The organism is Geobacillus sp. 47C-IIb, assembly GCF_014679705.1.
In the GTDB taxonomy this organism is placed as follows: Bacteria; Bacillota; Bacilli; order Bacillales; family Anoxybacillaceae; genus Geobacillus; species Geobacillus thermodenitrificans.
This window is the reverse complement of record NZ_CP061473.1, coordinates 2,596,408-2,612,614: the sequence shown is the minus strand read 5'-3', so window position 1 is coordinate 2,612,614 and position 16,207 is coordinate 2,596,408. Positions and strand designations below refer to the sequence as shown.

General features: G+C 49.3%; 17 protein-coding genes. 10 read left to right on the top strand and 7 right to left on the bottom strand.

Annotated elements, in window-relative coordinates; all coding sequences use genetic code 11:
* Positions 1-66: 66 nt before the first annotated feature.
* The gene (locus IC804_RS13215) at positions 67-252 is read left to right on the top strand and encodes a YhzD family protein (RefSeq protein ID WP_008881599.1); all 186 of its coding nucleotides are present in this window, start codon (positions 67-69) and stop codon (positions 250-252) included.
* 34 nt (positions 253-286) lie between these two features.
* Here IC804_RS13215 and IC804_RS13210 read toward each other — a convergent pair whose 3' ends face one another.
* From IC804_RS13210 to IC804_RS13195, 4 genes are all read right to left on the bottom strand, one after another.
* Positions 287-1,792, bottom strand: coding sequence for a coproporphyrinogen III oxidase (locus IC804_RS13210; RefSeq protein ID WP_081157532.1), 1,506 nt, complete (start codon positions 1,790-1,792; stop codon positions 287-289).
* A gap of 222 nt (positions 1,793-2,014) precedes the next feature.
* Positions 2,015-2,881: a Cof-type HAD-IIB family hydrolase gene (locus tag IC804_RS13205; protein WP_008881601.1), complete on the bottom strand. Its 867-nt coding sequence runs from the start codon at positions 2,879-2,881 to the stop codon at positions 2,015-2,017.
* A 144-nt stretch (positions 2,882-3,025) separates the two neighbouring features.
* Positions 3,026-3,385, bottom strand: coding sequence for a YlbF/YmcA family competence regulator (locus IC804_RS13200; protein WP_008881602.1), 360 nt, complete (start codon positions 3,383-3,385; stop codon positions 3,026-3,028).
* A 72-nt stretch (positions 3,386-3,457) separates the two neighbouring features.
* Positions 3,458-4,591 carry a DUF445 domain-containing protein gene (locus tag IC804_RS13195; RefSeq protein WP_011886857.1) on the bottom strand — a complete coding sequence of 378 codons (1,134 nt, stop codon included), beginning with the start codon at positions 4,589-4,591 and terminating at the stop codon, positions 3,458-3,460.
* A 125-nt stretch (positions 4,592-4,716) separates the two neighbouring features.
* Between IC804_RS13195 and IC804_RS13190 the strand changes: the two genes are divergently transcribed.
* From IC804_RS13190 to IC804_RS13175, 4 genes are read left to right on the top strand one after another with little or no spacing between them, the layout of a single operon-like run.
* A complete protein-coding gene (locus IC804_RS13190) occupies positions 4,717-5,793 on the top strand; it encodes a YheC/YheD family endospore coat-associated protein (RefSeq protein ID WP_008881604.1) in 1,077 nt (358 codons plus the stop codon).
* Between the two features lie 6 nt (positions 5,794-5,799).
* Positions 5,800-6,867 (top strand): YheC/YheD family endospore coat-associated protein, encoded by a 1,068-nt coding sequence (locus IC804_RS13185; RefSeq protein WP_172437898.1) that lies wholly within the window; start codon positions 5,800-5,802, stop codon positions 6,865-6,867.
* Positions 6,864-8,213, top strand: a complete 1,350-nt coding sequence (locus tag IC804_RS13180; RefSeq protein WP_011886855.1) for a YheC/YheD family endospore coat-associated protein — start codon at positions 6,864-6,866, stop codon at positions 8,211-8,213. Before IC804_RS13185 ends, IC804_RS13180 begins: the two co-directional genes overlap by 4 nt.
* The gene (locus IC804_RS13175; RefSeq protein ID WP_011886854.1) at positions 8,210-9,376 is read left to right on the top strand and encodes a YheC/YheD family endospore coat-associated protein; all 1,167 of its coding nucleotides are present in this window, start codon (positions 8,210-8,212) and stop codon (positions 9,374-9,376) included. The genes IC804_RS13180 and IC804_RS13175 overlap by 4 nt, the downstream gene beginning before the upstream one ends.
* Here the strand turns inward: IC804_RS13175 and IC804_RS13170 are convergent.
* The gene (locus IC804_RS13170) at positions 9,336-9,740 is read right to left on the bottom strand and encodes a hypothetical protein (protein WP_029761453.1); all 405 of its coding nucleotides are present in this window, start codon (positions 9,738-9,740) and stop codon (positions 9,336-9,338) included. The genes IC804_RS13175 and IC804_RS13170 overlap by 41 nt on opposite strands.
* Positions 9,741-9,847: 107 nt before the next feature.
* Here IC804_RS13170 and IC804_RS13165 point away from each other — a divergent pair, with 107 nt between their 5' ends.
* From IC804_RS13165 to IC804_RS13155, 3 genes are all read left to right on the top strand, one after another.
* Positions 9,848-10,036 (top strand): hypothetical protein, encoded by a 189-nt coding sequence (locus IC804_RS13165; protein ID WP_008881609.1) that lies wholly within the window; start codon positions 9,848-9,850, stop codon positions 10,034-10,036.
* Positions 10,037-10,118: 82 nt separating this feature from the next.
* Positions 10,119-11,006, top strand: coding sequence for a PucR family transcriptional regulator (locus IC804_RS13160; RefSeq protein WP_008881610.1), 888 nt, complete (start codon positions 10,119-10,121; stop codon positions 11,004-11,006).
* 134 nt (positions 11,007-11,140) lie between these two features.
* Entirely contained in the window at positions 11,141-12,253 is a 1,113-nt protein-coding gene (locus IC804_RS13155; protein WP_008881611.1) for an ABC transporter ATP-binding protein, read from the top strand.
* 52 nt (positions 12,254-12,305) lie between these two features.
* On the opposite strand, the gene IC804_RS13150 is transcribed toward IC804_RS13155, so the two are convergent.
* Entirely contained in the window at positions 12,306-12,548 is a 243-nt protein-coding gene (locus IC804_RS13150; RefSeq protein ID WP_008881612.1) for a hypothetical protein, read from the bottom strand.
* A gap of 286 nt (positions 12,549-12,834) precedes the next feature.
* Here IC804_RS13150 and IC804_RS13145 point away from each other — a divergent pair, with 286 nt between their 5' ends.
* The gene (locus IC804_RS13145; protein ID WP_008881613.1) at positions 12,835-13,047 is read left to right on the top strand and encodes an alpha/beta-type small acid-soluble spore protein; all 213 of its coding nucleotides are present in this window, start codon (positions 12,835-12,837) and stop codon (positions 13,045-13,047) included.
* A 165-nt stretch (positions 13,048-13,212) separates the two neighbouring features.
* Positions 13,213-14,781, top strand: coding sequence for an IS1182 family transposase (locus IC804_RS13140; protein ID WP_190300613.1), 1,569 nt, complete (start codon positions 13,213-13,215; stop codon positions 14,779-14,781).
* 119 nt (positions 14,782-14,900) lie between these two features.
* Here IC804_RS13140 and IC804_RS13135 read toward each other — a convergent pair whose 3' ends face one another.
* Positions 14,901-16,172 (bottom strand): hemolysin family protein, encoded by a 1,272-nt coding sequence (locus IC804_RS13135; RefSeq protein ID WP_081157343.1) that lies wholly within the window; start codon positions 16,170-16,172, stop codon positions 14,901-14,903.
* Positions 16,173-16,207: the final 35 nt, after the last annotated feature.

Sequence of the window (16,207 nt, the reverse complement as noted above, 5' to 3'; positions counted from 1 at the left end):
GAATTTTCCTTATGACTCGCTAATGAAAAAGAAGTGAATCATGATTCAGCGAAGGGAGATGTTCACATGCCGACGTATACGTTGACCGCTTTTGAACGTAACGGAGAAAAGTTGCTTGATGAGACATTTGAAGCTGCCAATGATGAGGAAGCAAAAAAAATCGGCGAACAAAAGCTTCGCGAGCGCGGCTGTTTTGATAAAACCCACCGCTGCGTCAACGCGAGCGGCAAGTTGATTTTGTTTCACCGCTAAGCAAAACACCCCGGAACGCCCGGGGTGTTTTCATTTAACCAAAAATGGCTTCCATGATTTTTAGTTTTTCTTCTGTGTATTCCATAAAATGTTCGTTGTACACTTTTGGCTCTTTTGGATTCGCTTGGCGGGTGATTTTCCTTGTTTTCGGGTCGACAAATTTGCTTGACGCCCCGCAGCCGAGTCCGATGATCGACTGCTGCTCTTCCATGATCATAATATTGTAAATGCTCTCATGTCCTGGCAAGGCGTAACCGACATTTTCGAGATTGCCGAGAATATTTTTTTGTCGATACAAATAATACGGCACATAACCATGCTTGCTCGTCCACTCTTCGGCCGCTTTCATCATCGCTTGTATTTCTTCACGGTCGGCGACTTTATACTTTTGTTTGTTTTTCGTCATTTCTGAGGCCCGCTTGAACGATAGCGTATGAACGGTGAGCGACTCCGGCATGAGCTGTTCTGTCTCGGCAAGCGTATGCGTAAACTCCGGCAGCCCTTCGCCAGGCAGACCGATAATTAAATCCATATTAATGTTGTTCATCCCCATTTTTCGTGCCAAGTGAAACTTGTTGATCGTTTCTTCAACGGTATGATGGCGGCCGATCGCTTTTAACGTCTCTTGAATGTATGACTGCGGGTTGATGCTAATACGATCGATCTGCCATTTTTTCAAGACGTCGAGCTTTTCAGGGGTAATGGTGTCTGGTCGTCCGGCTTCGACTGTAATTTCGCGGACGCGGTCGACATCCGGAAACACCTTATACATATGAGCGTATAATTGGTCCATCTCCTCAGCTGTAATGCTCGTCGGCGTCCCGCCGCCGTAATAAATCGTTGTAATCCGGATACCGCGTTCACGCAAAAAGCGGCCGACCGCTTCCATTTCGTAATGAAGCCCGGCTAAAAAGGCGTCAACCGACCCTTGGCGGCCGTTGATCGCGTACGCCGGAAACGTGCAATAAGCGCATTTCGTCGGACAAAATGGAATGCCGATATAAATGCTCACTTCATGGGACAAATCGTACAAATCCGGCACAACCGTGAGCTGGCGGTCAACGATCGCTTGCATTAGCTCAATTTTTTCTTTTGTTACTAAATATTCTTCCGCTAGCTTCTGATGCGCCTCTTCTTTCGTCATCCCGGAACGCAGCAGCTGATGAAGCAGTTTCACCGGACGGACCCCGGTTAAAATGCCCCATGGCTGAATGATGTTGGTATAGCGTTCAAGAAGCGTTACATACACATGGAAGATGGCGTTTTTCAACCGTTTTTCACGCGCTTTCCCGTCCGCTCCTATTGGTGCATCATACTCATACGTAGCTTCCTCGACGCGCCCGGTCGCCTTGTCGACAAGCATTCCGGAAACGGTGATGCGACCGTTTTCGTTAACGGTAAACGAAACGGAGGCATCCGCTTCAAGAAGCGACGCAAACGAAAGCACAGGCGATTCGAAAAACAGCTCGGTTATCACTTCAAGCGGACGCTGAAACCGTTCAGGATTCGGCAGTCCTTGAATTTCGATACGCACGTTCATCACCTTTTCTGTCAAACTTCTTTCAGTGTACAGAACTGCTGTTTCCCTCGTCAAGCGGAAGAATACACCTCCTTCGCTGCCCTTTGTGGAAAGGTGCCGCTTCAAACGAGCGATATAAATTCTGAACAGCTCATTTTTCTTTGAGAAGTAAAATATATTGTTTCATGCGCATAGACAAGAAAAAAGGTGTCCCTCTTCTTTTGGAACACCCTCCCTTGCCCTTTACTGTTTCGTTTTGAGCTTTTGCAAAAACTCTATTCGTTGTTGTTTGCGGAAATGTTCCTTCACCATGTAAGCGACGCCGAGCTGTTCGTTTGAGCGCGTCACCCAATCGGCTGCCCTCTTCACCTCGACCGGTGCATTGCCCATGGCGACGCCAAGCCCAGCTGCCTCAATTGCCGGCAAATCGTCAACACCATCGCCAATCACTACCGTTTCTTTGAGCGATACACCGATATGTTGAGCAAGCCGACGCAGTCCAGTGAGCTTAGATACCCCTTGCGGGACAATTTCCATTTTTCCGTTCGGATGCATAATCATATCAATGGATGGAACAGATTTTGCCAGCACAGCTGCGGCCTCATCTCGCTCCTCATCCTCGGCAAAATAAACATCGATTTTCGGCACGGCCACCGGTTCATCGATCAGCACATCGCCGAGTGAATCAACAAACTGGGTCGGGTAGAAAAATGGGTCGCTTGACGAGAGCACCGTCTGTACGACGAGATTTTTTTTCACTTTTTTCCGGTTACCGAGTGAATACCGCTCATGCATAAGACGAATATTGCAGTTAAAGTTTTCTAAAATTTGCACGATGTTAAACGTCCGCTCTTCAGGAATCACCGCTTCAAACAGTTTGTCATCAAGCGTTTTGCCGATCATCGCCCCTTGAAAGGTGATGAGCATCCCATCAAGTCGCAGTGCTTTTGCCACCTTGCGGGCGGAGAGCAAATTGCGACTTGTCATTAACGTGACGTAAACTCCTTTTCGCTTCACATAGGCGACCGCCTCTTTCGTTTCACGTGGCAGGCGGCCGTTATTTTTCAAAATCGTTCCATCAATGTTGAGTGCTAACAGCTTATAATACACGGCTGTCTCCCCCTTTTGTCTGTGCCTCGTTTTCCGTCAACTAAAGCCGCCTCTTCATCTGCTAGCGGCAGCTTTGCATTTCTTATCATTCTCATGACTATGACAAAACGGACAAAAAAAGAACACCCGACCGGGTGTTCTTCCCTATTTTTCTTCCATCAACGAACGATGCAACTCTTCGAGCGGTTTCATCGCGATTTGTTGGACTTCGGCAATCGTCATGCTCATTTGTTGTTCAAGCGCCATTAGGCGAGCTAGTTTCGCATTTTGTTGAGCGAGTGCCATCGCCTTTTGCGCCTGTTCGATTTCATCGGGCAAAATGGCTGCTCCGCGCATTTGTTTTTCGTGAAGCCGAAGCTGAATGTCGCGGAAATTCGCAAACATCTGATAGGCCGTTTCATCACGACGGACATCTTCGTACGCCTGTTTCAATTGCTGAAATGGCTGGCTCGCCCGAATTGCCTGCTCAAGCTGTCTGGCAAGTGCGTGAAGAGATTCAGACATGAAAAGGATCCTCCTACATCAATATTGTTCACGTTCTAACGTATGCGCCGGCGGTCGGCGATATGCCTCCAGCTACAGCCATAAGCCGATGATTCCTTGAACGGCGCCGATCATTGCGCCAAGCAAAGCGCCCAAATACGTAATCATTTTCAGCTCGCGGCGGGCGATCGATAAAATAATCACCTCTAATCGCCTCAGTGAAAACGACTCAACTTGATTGCGGACAATGTCCGCCAATCCGAGCTTCCCCACGATTCCCTCGATCTTATCACTGAGCGCATGGATCGCTGCGTTCGCTGCTTGCGGAACGAAGCGGTCGAACAGTTCTCGTTCATACGGAGCGATCAGCTCGGCGAGCGGACGGTCGAGCCAGTCATTGTTTCGCACAAGACCACGGGCGGCGGCGCTCACCGTCTCCTTGATGCGCTGGCGGCCGATCATCTCTTCGACCGCAGCTAATGGATAGCTGATCCATTTGTTCCATTCCGTCCAAAGAAGACGGGCTAACATCGCCCTTGTACCGGCATGGCGTAAAAATTTGCCAAGCTCTGACTGCACTTTATCGACGAAATTAACATTGCCGAGCAACATTTGCATCATACCTCCGACCATCCCTCTCTCTTGAAAAAAACGGTCGATCATGCCAGCAATCTGCCGCTTCCCTTCTTCGCTGCTGAAATAGTCGATCACCCGGTCGGCCAAGTAGTCGGCCAAGCTTTCAATGCGTGATTCCATCGTTTCTTTCAGTTCCGGCGACAATAGATCGCGAATGGGCCGCAGACGCCATGTTTCACTCCATTGTTCATACGCCCGCCCTGCTTGCTTAGCTGCCAGTTCACTAAGCCATTCATCCGGCGCATGAACGCCAAGGCGTTCAAGCAGCTGTGCCGGCGTTTCCCGACGTGAAAGCCATCGTTTCAACCATTCGCGCCCCCAATCGGCCACCTCTGCGACGAAGACGGGATCCGTAAGCTTACGCCGCAGCCCTTCCGGCGTCACTAAATGCTCAACGACTGTTTTCCCGAGTTGCTCGGCAAGTTCTCGCCTCCGTTTTGGGATCAAACCGGGAGTTAGCGGCAGTCGCTTTCCAAATATGTATATCGGCTCATACGGGCGAAACAACATGACGATAGCGATAAAATTCGTCATCCCGCCAATGAGCGCCCCGACTGCCATCATAAACAACAAATAAACGAACGTGTTCATCGCCTTCCCCTTTCGTCTGTGCCGCTGTCACCAAACGGCAGCCCTCATCATACGATACGATATAAACGTTTGCCTAATTTTTCATTATAGAGCTTGCCTGATGAATGCGCAAATGAGGGACTGCGATGAGCGAACAACGAACCGTTGCAGTGTTAACGGAAATAACGGAAACAACTGAACAACCATCGTTTGGCTCTATTCATTGTTTTTGTGAGGAATTAGCGCAGTGCGCAAAAGAGCGCGGCCTCTTTTTTTACGTCACATCGCCGTCGCTTTATTTGCAACGCATCGGCTACCAGTGGATTGGCGGCGAATGGATGAAACGGGACGTGCCTCCAGCTGACGTCATCTACAACCGGCTCCACTCGCGACAATCGGAACATTCCCCTTTGTTTGCTGAATTGCTCACCCGGCTTGCTGTAGAAGGCGGATCGATGTTCAATCATCGTTTTTTGCACAAATGGGAAGTGTACCGCTACTTCGAGCAACATGAGTACTTGCATCCGTATTTGCCAAAAACGGCGTTATGGAGCAATGAAGATACGCTTGAAGCCTTTCTCACCGCCTTCCCATCTGTCTTTCTTAAACCGATCCACGGCAGCCAAGGGCGGGGAATTTTCCGTCTTGAACGTTCGGACGGCACCATTCGCCTCCGTCATTCCACTTCCGCTTCGACAACCACATACAGCTCGATAGATACTTTAGTTTCCGCTTTGCGACGTCGAACGAAGGCTCCAATGATCATTCAGCAAGGACTGGAGATCCACACGATTGACGGCCGACCGGTCGATTTCCGACTCCTTTGCCATCGCGTCCGCAACAATCATTGGCGCGTCACCTCAGCGGTTGCCCGTGTGGCGCCGCCCGACCAGTTTGTCGCCAACCTCGCTCGCGGCGGGGAACTGATGGCGATCAATACGGTATTGAGGGAATGGTATACGGCGTCAGACGCTTTCCAACAAAAACAACTTCTCAAAGAAATTGCGATGGAAGCAGCAACCGTGCTGGCGCTTGAGGCGGAAGGGTTATACGGGGAGTTGGGCATTGATCTCGCCATCGATGTTCATGATCAGCCATGGATCATTGAAGTGAATACAAAGCCGTCGAAACAAACGGATATGACGTCCGCTCCACAAACTGTTCGCCCATCGGCGAAAGCGATCATCGAGTATTGTTTGACATTGATGGAGGAAAAGGAGTGAACGATGTTGATTTCACTCGGTTTTGTCACTCTTGACGAACAACAAGAGCTCACATATTTTACCGAGGTGGCCAAACGCGCCAATCACTATGGCATTTCGGTTTATCGTTTTTCGCCACTAAATATCGACCCACAGACAGAACATGTTCACGGCTTTGTCTTTCAGCCGGAGACGAACGAATGGATGGATGCCGTTTTTACTATTCCGCCGTTTTTATACGACCGCTGCTTTTACGGTCATGACGACCGTTCAAAAAAAGCAAAACCGATTATGCATTGGCTGAAACAGCGACCTGATTTAGTCTTTTTAGGCTACGGATTGCCGGGCAAATGGGATGTGTTTGAATCGCTTTCTACCCATCCGCTTTTGTCAGCGTATGTACCGCCTACTGTTCGCCTTGAACACACCGATGACATACTCGAGCTTCTCCGCCATGAACAAGCCGTCGTCGCCAAACCGATGCACGGTTCCAGCGGGCGCGGCATTTACGTTATTCAAAAACAAGGAAAAACGTTATCCGTCCAAGACGGGCTCGGTCAAGAACGGGCGGTCATTGCACGCCGGAGAGAGCTTGAGAAGCTCGTTACCTCTTTGAACCGCCGCGATAGTTATATGCTGCAGCCTCTTCTTTCGCTGTCCACCCCGGCACACGAACCGTTTGATCTCCGCTTTTTATTGCAAAAAGATGAAGGCGGCCGTTGGGTCGAACGGGTACGGGCTGTGCGAGTCGGACGTCCGGGAACATGGGTAGCGAACATCCGATCTGGCGCCGATATTCGACCGTTTGCCGATTGGCTCGATTACCTGCCTTCTCCAAAGCGCGTCTTAGTCCTTGATGGCATCGAAACGATCATCCGCACACTGCCAACTTATATCGACAACGAATTCGGCTCGCTGTTTGAGATTGGCTTAGACCTTGGCGTGGCTGACAACGGGGCGGTCTGGATTTTGGATGTGAATTCGAAACCGGGAAGAAAAGTGATCAACATTCTCCCACCCGAGCAGCAAAACGCGATCTATGAAGCACCGCTCCGCTACTGTTTGTTTTTAGCAAGCGGGGTGAATAGCCGATGACTTATACGTTAATGATTGACGAAACAGGAGAAAACACGGTCACCTTGCCGGCTTCAGTTCAAGCGTCTGGACAAACGGCAGCTGCGTTTGGCAGCCTGCTTGTCCCATGCCGAATTGTATCCTCTTCCACACTCACTGACTGTGTGATCATAACAAGTGACGTCGCCCGGCGCCTATCCATTCCATTTGCCGCTAACGTTCATGTCTTTTTGACTGCAGAAGCCGTCCATTTCGGCCCGCTTGTCGGCATTTTGACCGCTGGGTTCACCAAGTCGCTCCATCGCCCTGTTGGAAGCCGGAGCTTCTTTTTCGCCAAGTTGTTGGCGCAAGAGAAGCAAGTCGGTGGATTTGCCTTTTTGTTCGGCACCCCCCATATCGATTGGGAAAACGGAACGGTCAACGGCTATTTTTATACAGAACGAGGCTGGGAACGCCATACGGTTCCATTGCCAACGGTCATTTACAACCGCCTGCCAAACCGGCGCATCGAAAATAGCGAAATGTTTCAAACGGTCACCGAGACACTGCAAACCGCCTATGGCATTCCGGTCTTTAACGGCCATTTTTTTAACAAATGGGATATTTACCGCCGGCTTGCCGCCCATCCTGAAGCACAACCATATTTGCCAGCGACATCCGCACACATCACAAAGCAGACGATCGAACAGTTTCTCACCCGCTACACGGAAGCATACGTGAAACCGGCTGATGGCAGCCTCGGCCGCGGCATCTATCATTTGACGAAAAAAAACAATGTCTACGAATGCCGCTCTCGCGACGAACAAGGAGAAACGAAAACCGCCGTGTTTCCAACTGCCATGGCGCTATGGCATCATTTACTCACCGACGCGCCGCTTCATCGCTATGTCATTCAGCAGGCTGTGCCGCTCATGACCGTCAATGGTCGACCGACGGATTTTCGCGTCCACACCAATAAAAACGAATACGGCCAATGGCAAGTGAGCGCTATCGCGGCCAAAATCGCCGGAAGACAAAGCATCACCACTCATATGAACAGCGGTGGAATCGTCAAAACGCTCGAAGAAATTTTTCCGGACACTGCTCAGCGAAACAACATGCTAACCCGCCTGAATCATGTCGCTCTCACGCTTAGCCGGTGCCTTGATGAAACATCAGAAACATTGATCGGTGAAATTGGCTTTGATCTTGGTGTAGATAAACAAGGGGAAATTTGGATGTTCGAAGCCAACTCCAAACCAGGACGTTCGATTTTTCAGCACCCAGGGCTCAAAGAAGCCGATGAGCGCACGGTATTGCTGCCGCTCGCTTATGCTGTCCACCTAAGCAAAACAGCCATCACCGAACCAGAGGCGCTTTGGTCATGATCACAATCGGCTTCCGACGCGACACCGGTGAGTGGGTTTGCAAGGAAAGGAAGGGACTTTACCGATTTGGCAACGGTCAGCTCGCCTTCGCCGCTTCTCTTCCTGATCTCACGTTTGCTGTCCGAACGAAAGGCAGACGGGTCGGGCCGCTTGTCGGTATTTTAGTGAGCGAATCATCTATCCCTGCCTTGCTTAGCAGGAAAAAGCGATGGCTTGAGACAGTCATTCGCTCGATCCATGCCGACGGTGGCATCGCCATCGTCAGTGCGGCCACCAGCATCGGTGAAAAAACAGTTTCCGGCTATGTATTCGTCCCGTCGCTTGAGCGTTTTGTTGAAGCACTCACTCCGTTGCCAGATGTCGTCTACAATCGAATAAAAAGCTGGAAAGAAGAACAAACCGAGCCGTTTCAAACCGCAGTCGCCCGGCTTGCCGCCCATAACATCCCGCTCGTCAACCGCTCCTTTTTCCGCAAATCGGACGTTTACGACGCATTGCGGACTGATCGTCGGCTTTGGCCGTATTTGTTGCCGACTGCACTTGTTGACAAGGTGGACGATGTACGCGCCTGGCTTGATCAATACGGTTGCATCTATGTAAAACAAGATAATGGGTCAAGAGGAAGTGGATTGTTCCGCCTCACCGCTTTGCCTGGGGCGGCGGTTGTCTGCGAATCCCCCCGCAGCCAAAAACGGCTGGAGTCGCTCGATGAACTGGCACCGCTTGTCCAATCGTGCCGTTACATTGTTCAAGCAGCAGCGGACGCCGACACATGGAATGGTTGCCGCTACGATTTGCGCGTGCTTGCTCATTGGCAACACGACCGCTACACAATTACCGGCATCGGTGTCCGTCTTGCTAGGACACAGTCAGTGACAACCCATGTCTTTCATGGTGGAACGGTGTTGCCATACACAGAAGTCAAAGAACGTATCGATGAACAGGAGCTCGAGCAGCTGATTGCGCTGAGCGGAAAGCGGCTCAGCGAGCGATTCGGCTTTGTCGGAGAGTTTTCCGCTGACATCGGCGTCAGTCGTGAGCGGCAGCTGTACATTTATGAAATCAATGCCAAACCGATGGTGTTTGATGAGCCGGAAATTGAAATGCATCGGCTCAGGAGGCTCAATCAGCTGTTTGCCGAATTAGCTCATCTTGCGCCATAGCCAAAAACTCACTGCTGTATCGAAGAGCTTGGCGAAACACTTGGCTGACTGCCTGTTTGGCCGCGCCATCCAGTCGTCCACTAATGTCCTGGCATAACTTTGCCTTTTCCCATTCTGCCTCAGCAAGAGATTGCAGCAAGTCAAAACGGCTGGTCTCCACTTCTTTTCTCTCTCTTCCTTCACCGCATTGTACATCAACGCCAGCCACTAAATAGTGCACATATTGCCAGAGTTGCCGTTGCCGCCGCGCCTCATCTAAGTAGCTAGTCCATGTTGGCTCGTCCTTTCTGATCTCGGCAAGCTGCCTCGCCTTTTTCTCAGCTACGATGGTCGTTTTGATCAACTTTTGAATGGGAACGATCATGCCATATCACTCCTCCTCGCTTGTTCTGCTCTATCCATATGAAGCCAGCGGATAATGTATGCCGATTCCGCACAAACTAGAAAAAACAATGAGGAAGGAGCAAGACGATGGAACGGAAAGAAGCCGGACGCCAAGACGCTTTATACGAAGGCCGCGATGAGTATTATATGGATATCGACCGCATGATTAATGAAGGGATGGCCGGCGGTAATGTGTACGGCCACGATGATGAGGTGAATATCGAAGAAGCGCGCGACCTTGTAAAAGAGGAACCGCCTTATGAAGCAGGCGATTGACCGATGAGCCGATTTTCCCTCCGCCGGGAAAGTCGGCTTTTTGTTATAATGAATGAAAAACGATAGAAAGGGTTGCGCCGCGATGTTAAAGGAGCTCGAGTCACTTTATGAAGGGGATATCGTCATTAACGGCCAGCCGGAACACCCAGAGGCATATGAATGGTTTTACACCGCCGATGGCGATGAAATCGGCATCGCCAAACAGCGGTTAACGAAACGAGAACGGCGATTGTTAGCGCTGTTTTTGACTCCAACCGAACATCGTCGGGAACGTGAAAGTGAAGAGGAGCGAGTGTGGAAACGGTGGATGGAAAACGGTGACCCGTCAGCGCCTGCCATGTTGACCACCCCGTACTGCCGTCTGATTCACTTTACCGTCAATCAGCCGATCACAAATAAAACCGAGTTTGCCGAAACGATCCACAACTTGTTTGAGTCCCCGATAACGATCGTTTGGGACAAAGACAAGAACGGACTAATCATCGAAGCCAAGCAAAAACGGACGGCTGAACTGCCCTTGCTGGCGGAAATGGCTGACGCGCTCGCCGCCGATTTTTACACTACGATCCATCTATTCATCGGCCCGGTCCGCCCTGTCGATGATCGATTACACGAGTCGTTTCTCCTCGAAAAAGAATGTTTTTCCGCCGCTCGTCGCTTTTGGCCGAAGCAAACGGTGTATGAGTGGGAAGATGCCATTCCACTTCCTCTCCTTAGCGCTGAGAGCGATGATAAGACCGACCGAATCTTATCGTTCCTTGATCAATTTGATGAAGATGAAATACGAGCGATGGAGACATTTTTACAATGCAATTTAAACGTCTCCATGGCGGCGAAAAAACTATACATGCACCGAAACAGTTTGCAATACCGGATCGATAAGTGGACGGAGCAAACCGGTATTGACATCAAGCGATTTAAGGGAGCAGTGGCGATCTACTTAGCTATTTTGCATCGCCGCCTTACTTAACCGCTGATACGCCATCTCGTCATGTCGCCGAAAACAGGCGGCATTTTTTGTGCACCTTGTCCATTTACGAATGTTCGTATTTTTCTATACACTATTACTATAGGAAAACGATTTCAATAACAGGGGGATTCACGATGGCAGAACTCATTCTTGACCATATTTACAAAATTTACGACAACAATGTCACCGCCGTTAAAGACTTTAATTTACATATTCAAGATAAGGAATTTATCGTCTTTGTCGGTCCGTCCGGCTGCGGCAAATCGACAACATTGCGGATGGTCGCCGGTCTTGAGGAAATTTCAAAAGGTGATCTCTATATCGATGGCAAGCGGATGAACGATGTGCCGCCGAAAGACCGTGACATCGCCATGGTGTTCCAAAACTATGCCCTTTATCCACATATGAGCGTTTATGACAACATGGCATTCGGCTTAAAGTTGCGCAAGTTCCCGAAAGCAGAAATCGACAAACGCGTCCGCGAGGCAGCTCGCATCCTCGGACTCGAACAATACTTAGACCGGAAACCGAAAGCGCTCTCCGGTGGACAGCGTCAACGCGTAGCGTTGGGACGTGCGATTGTCCGCGACGCGAAAGTATTTTTAATGGATGAACCGCTTTCGAACTTGGATGCGAAACTGCGCGTGCAAATGCGTTCGGAAATCGCCAAGCTCCACCAACGTTTGGAAACGACGACGATTTACGTTACCCACGACCAAACGGAAGCGATGACGATGGCAACTCGCCTTGTTGTCATGAAAGACGGCGTCATCCAGCAAGTTGGAACGCCGCGCGAAGTGTATGAAAGACCGGAAAATGTTTTTGTCGGCGGCTTTATCGGTTCCCCGGCCATGAACTTTATTAAAGGGACGCTGCAAGACGGCAAGTTTGTTGTCGGTAACACATCGTTTGGCATTCCGGAAGGAAAAATGAAAGTATTGCGCGACCAAGGGTACATTGGCAAGGAAGTCATTTTAGGGATTCGTCCGGAAGATATTCACGACGAGCCGCTCTTCTTAGAGGCTTCACCGGCAACAAAAATTACGGCTCACGTCGAAGTCGCTGAGCTGCTTGGTGCTGAATCGATGATTTACTCGAACATCGACGGCCAAGAGTTTGTCGCTCGCATTGATGCTCGCACCGAAATTAAGCCGGGTCACCGCCTCGATCTTGCACTCGATATGAACAAAGCGCATTTCTTTGACATCGAAACGGAACGGCGTATTCGCTCTGCAGATGAAAAGTAAGCCCCCATTTGTTTCTATATAGATTTAGTAGGCTCTAGCATTGTGCTAGAGCCTACTCTTTAATAAAACGTACTTCCTCTTCTTGACAATGCGGACAATAAAACAAATGAACACACTCATGATTCGTATATGTGTACGGGTAACCATCAACAAGCTTCATAAGGTCCCCATCCATATACGGACTGTAATCATCAAAATAGTCCGTAATTTTTCCTTGGTCTTCCATTGGCTGCCGGCAGTAGCTGCAATATACCGTTATCTGGCGCAGCCCGTTGCAAAGCGGGCATACATTCATGCTGTTTCCTCCTATAAGATGCTCCTTATTTTACATATTCCCTAATGATAGCAGCGATAAAACGTAAAAAATTACCATATAATCAAGATGAATAACGGACTAAAAACAACTCAAACTATGAGTACCACCAGCAAAAGAGGCACTCGCCACAACACCTATGCTGGCGAAGGCAAAAGCGGGTGGACGTTGGGTTCAGCCAAGCTTGGCAGCACGCCTTACGGCGTGTAGTGCTGGTGCAAATCCAGCCAACCCAGCCATTAAAATTTACAAGAGGAGATGATCAGTTATGGCACGCAACAATAACAATAACCAACTGTTAGTCGCTGGCGCCCAACAAGCCATCGACCAAATGAAATTCGAGATCGCTCAAGAGTTTGGTGTCAACCTTGGCGCTGATACGACTTCCCGTGCAAACGGTTCGGTCGGCGGCGAAATTACGAAACGCCTTGTAGCAATGGCTCAACAACAACTCGGTGGCCAATTCGGTAACGTTCAATAATCATTTCACAGACAACTTCATAATAGATGGCAAAAGAGGATGTCCCAAAAGTGTTCGCATAGCGTTCGCTTTTGGGACACTTTTTTGGATAAAAAAGAAGAAAACCGTTCCTCTTTTGGTATAATAGAGTCACCACAACCCTACCAAAGAAAGGACGGTTTTCTTATGTACATTTATTATAACCGAGATCAACTCATTTTGCCAATGGATCTTGAAATTTTCATTCCCAAACATCATCTTTGCCGGATCGTGGATCTGGCAGTGGAAAAAATGGATCCGGCTCTGTTCGTTTCCCTCTATCCTGGCGGAGGGCGTCCAGCCTATCATCCGAAAATGATGTTGAAAGTCATCCTGTATGCCTACGCCAATCGGATCTACTCCTCTCGCCAAATCGCCAAGCAGTTGAAAGAAAACATTTACTTTATGTGGCTATCCGGCCATCAAACACCGGATTTTCGCACGATCAACCGATTTCGGTCGGAACGGATGAAGGACATCATTTACGAAACGTTTTTCTCCATTGTCGATCTTCTGCGTCAAGAAGGGTTGGTCAAGTTAGAGGATTATTTTCTGGATGGAACGAAAATCGAGGCCAATGCCAACCGATATACATTCGTTTGGCGCAAATCAACGGAAAAGTACGATCAGAAACTGGAGGAGAAATTCCGGAAAATCGTTGCCTCGATCGAACAGGTGACGAAAGAAGATGAAGAGGCGGAACAAGAGGGGGATTTTCAAGAAAAGCTGGAAGCTTCACCGATCACGTCCGAAAGGATCGAAGCCGTCATCGAACAAGTGGAAGAGCGCCTAAAGAAAGAGCCGAAGAATCGTACGTTAAAGAAAGCCAAACGGCAATTGGAACAAGATCTTCTCCCCCGTAAGAAAAAATATGAAGAATACAAAGAAAGATTAGGCGAACGGAACAGTTTTTCGAAAACGGATCCGGATGCCACGTTTATGCGGATGAAGGACGACCATATGAAAAACGGCCAGCTCAAACCGGGGTACAATGTGCAGATTGGGACAGAGAACCAATTCATCACTGGATTTAGCGTGCATCAACGGGCAGGGGATGCCGGATGTTTCATTCCGCATTTGGAGCAATTGGCCGCCTATGGGCGTCCAATGCCTAAACAAGCCATTGCGGATTCCGCCTATGGGAGTGAGGAGAACTACACGTACTGTGAGAAAAAGGAGATAGTCGCCCTGATCAAGTACAACACGTTGGATCGGGAACAAACGAAAGCGTGGGCGAAGGAGATCGGCCGAATCGAGAACATGACGTATGATGAGGAGCTGGATGAGTGGATTTGCGCCAAAGGGGAACGGTTGGTGTTTGTGTATGAACGGAAGGAAACGACCGACAACGGGTACGTTACCGTCAAACGGACGTATCGTTGTACGGCTTGTGCCGGATGCCCGTTTCAGACGGCATGCGCCAAAGGCAAAGACACGAAAACCATCCGCGTTTCCTTGAAAAATCAACAACAACGGCAGGAGATCCGTAAACGGCTGTCCACGGAAGAAGGGGCGGCGACGTACCGAAAACGACAAATCGAAAACGAGCCGGTGTTTGGGCAAATCAAGCACAACCAGCAATTTCAGCGCTTTTTGTTAAGAGGGCTCCCAAAAATTACCTTGGAATGGGGGCTTATTTGTGCTGCTCACAATTTGAGAAAGTGGGCGGCCACAACCGATCCAACAAAGAAAAAACAGGATAAAATTCAGAAATAAGGAGAAATTCCTGCTTCAAAAAAGGAATAAATAACCAAATAGTAAAGAAAAGAAACAGAGGCTGTCCCCAAAAGGTCGGTTTAACGACCTTTTGAGACAGCCTCTCTTTCATCTCACTGTCACATGCCTCCCGCCTGTCCGGCGAGTGGTTGATTCAAAGAGACAAGCACTTTGCGAATGCGTCGATTATCAACTTGGCGAACGGTCAGCGTCAACGGACCGTACTGCAACGTTTCGCCGACTGCCGGAATGCGTTCAAACATTTCAAAAATCCAGCCACCCAACGTACGCGATTCGCTTTCTGGCACATCGATCTTCATCACTTCACAAAATTCGTCAAGCGGTAGTTCGGCGCTGAATTCAAAGCTATGTTCATCGATTTGGCGCACCGTTTTCACCGCTTCGTCATGTTCATCCCATATTTCGCCGACGATTTGCTCGATAATATCCTCGAGCGTAATCAAGCCGGCTGTGCCGCCGAACTCATCGACGACGATCGCCATGTGTACTTTGCTTTTTTGCAGTTCTGGCAGCAAGTCGGACACTTTCATCGACTCGACGACAAACAGCGGCTGGCGCAACAATTCACGGATGCGCACATCGTGGTTTTGTACAAGTTCGCTGAAAAAGTCACTCTCCGATAAAATACCAATGACGTTATCAATATCCCCTTCATATACTGGAATGCGGGAGTACCTTTCTTCCAAAAATACGTCACGAATCTCTTCAATCGGCTGATTCACCTCAACCGCCACCATATCGGCACGCGGTGTGAAAATTTCTTCGACTAAAATCTCATCAAAATCGAGCGAACGTTGAATCAGTTCTTTTTCCTTGTTGTCAATGACTCCTTCTTCTTCACTTAACTCGACCATCACTTTGATATCTTCCTCCGTGACGGCCGGCGCCGTAGCTCCGTTGGTGAACCGTCGGGAAATTCGTTCCCTCATCGCTTGAAACAATGCCGTTACGGGCGCCATGAGTTTCATCAGTCCATAGGCGAGGCTGACATACCGAATCGCAAGCGTTTCTGCCTGCTCTTTCGCCATCGATTTTGGCAAAATGTCACTGAAGACGATGGACAAAATGGTCATCACCGCAATCGAGACAAATAAACCAGTCTGTTCCCCAAGTAGTGAAGCAGCGATATAAATAAACAGCGCAACCGCTGTAATGCTCGTCAGACGGTTGGCAATGGCAAGCGCCAACAATGCACGATCAAGCTGTTCGATCACTGCCTGGAGACGCTGGTTGTGTGGGTGCTCTTCCGCATAATGCTTTAACCGGGCTTTGCTTGCTGATGAAAAAGCCGCCTCGGCTGAAGCAAACAATGCGTTGACGAGCAGGAAAAGAAAAAACCAACCGAACAACCTTAACGGCCACTCTTCCAAAGAATCTTCACACTCCTATAGGAACATGACTATGT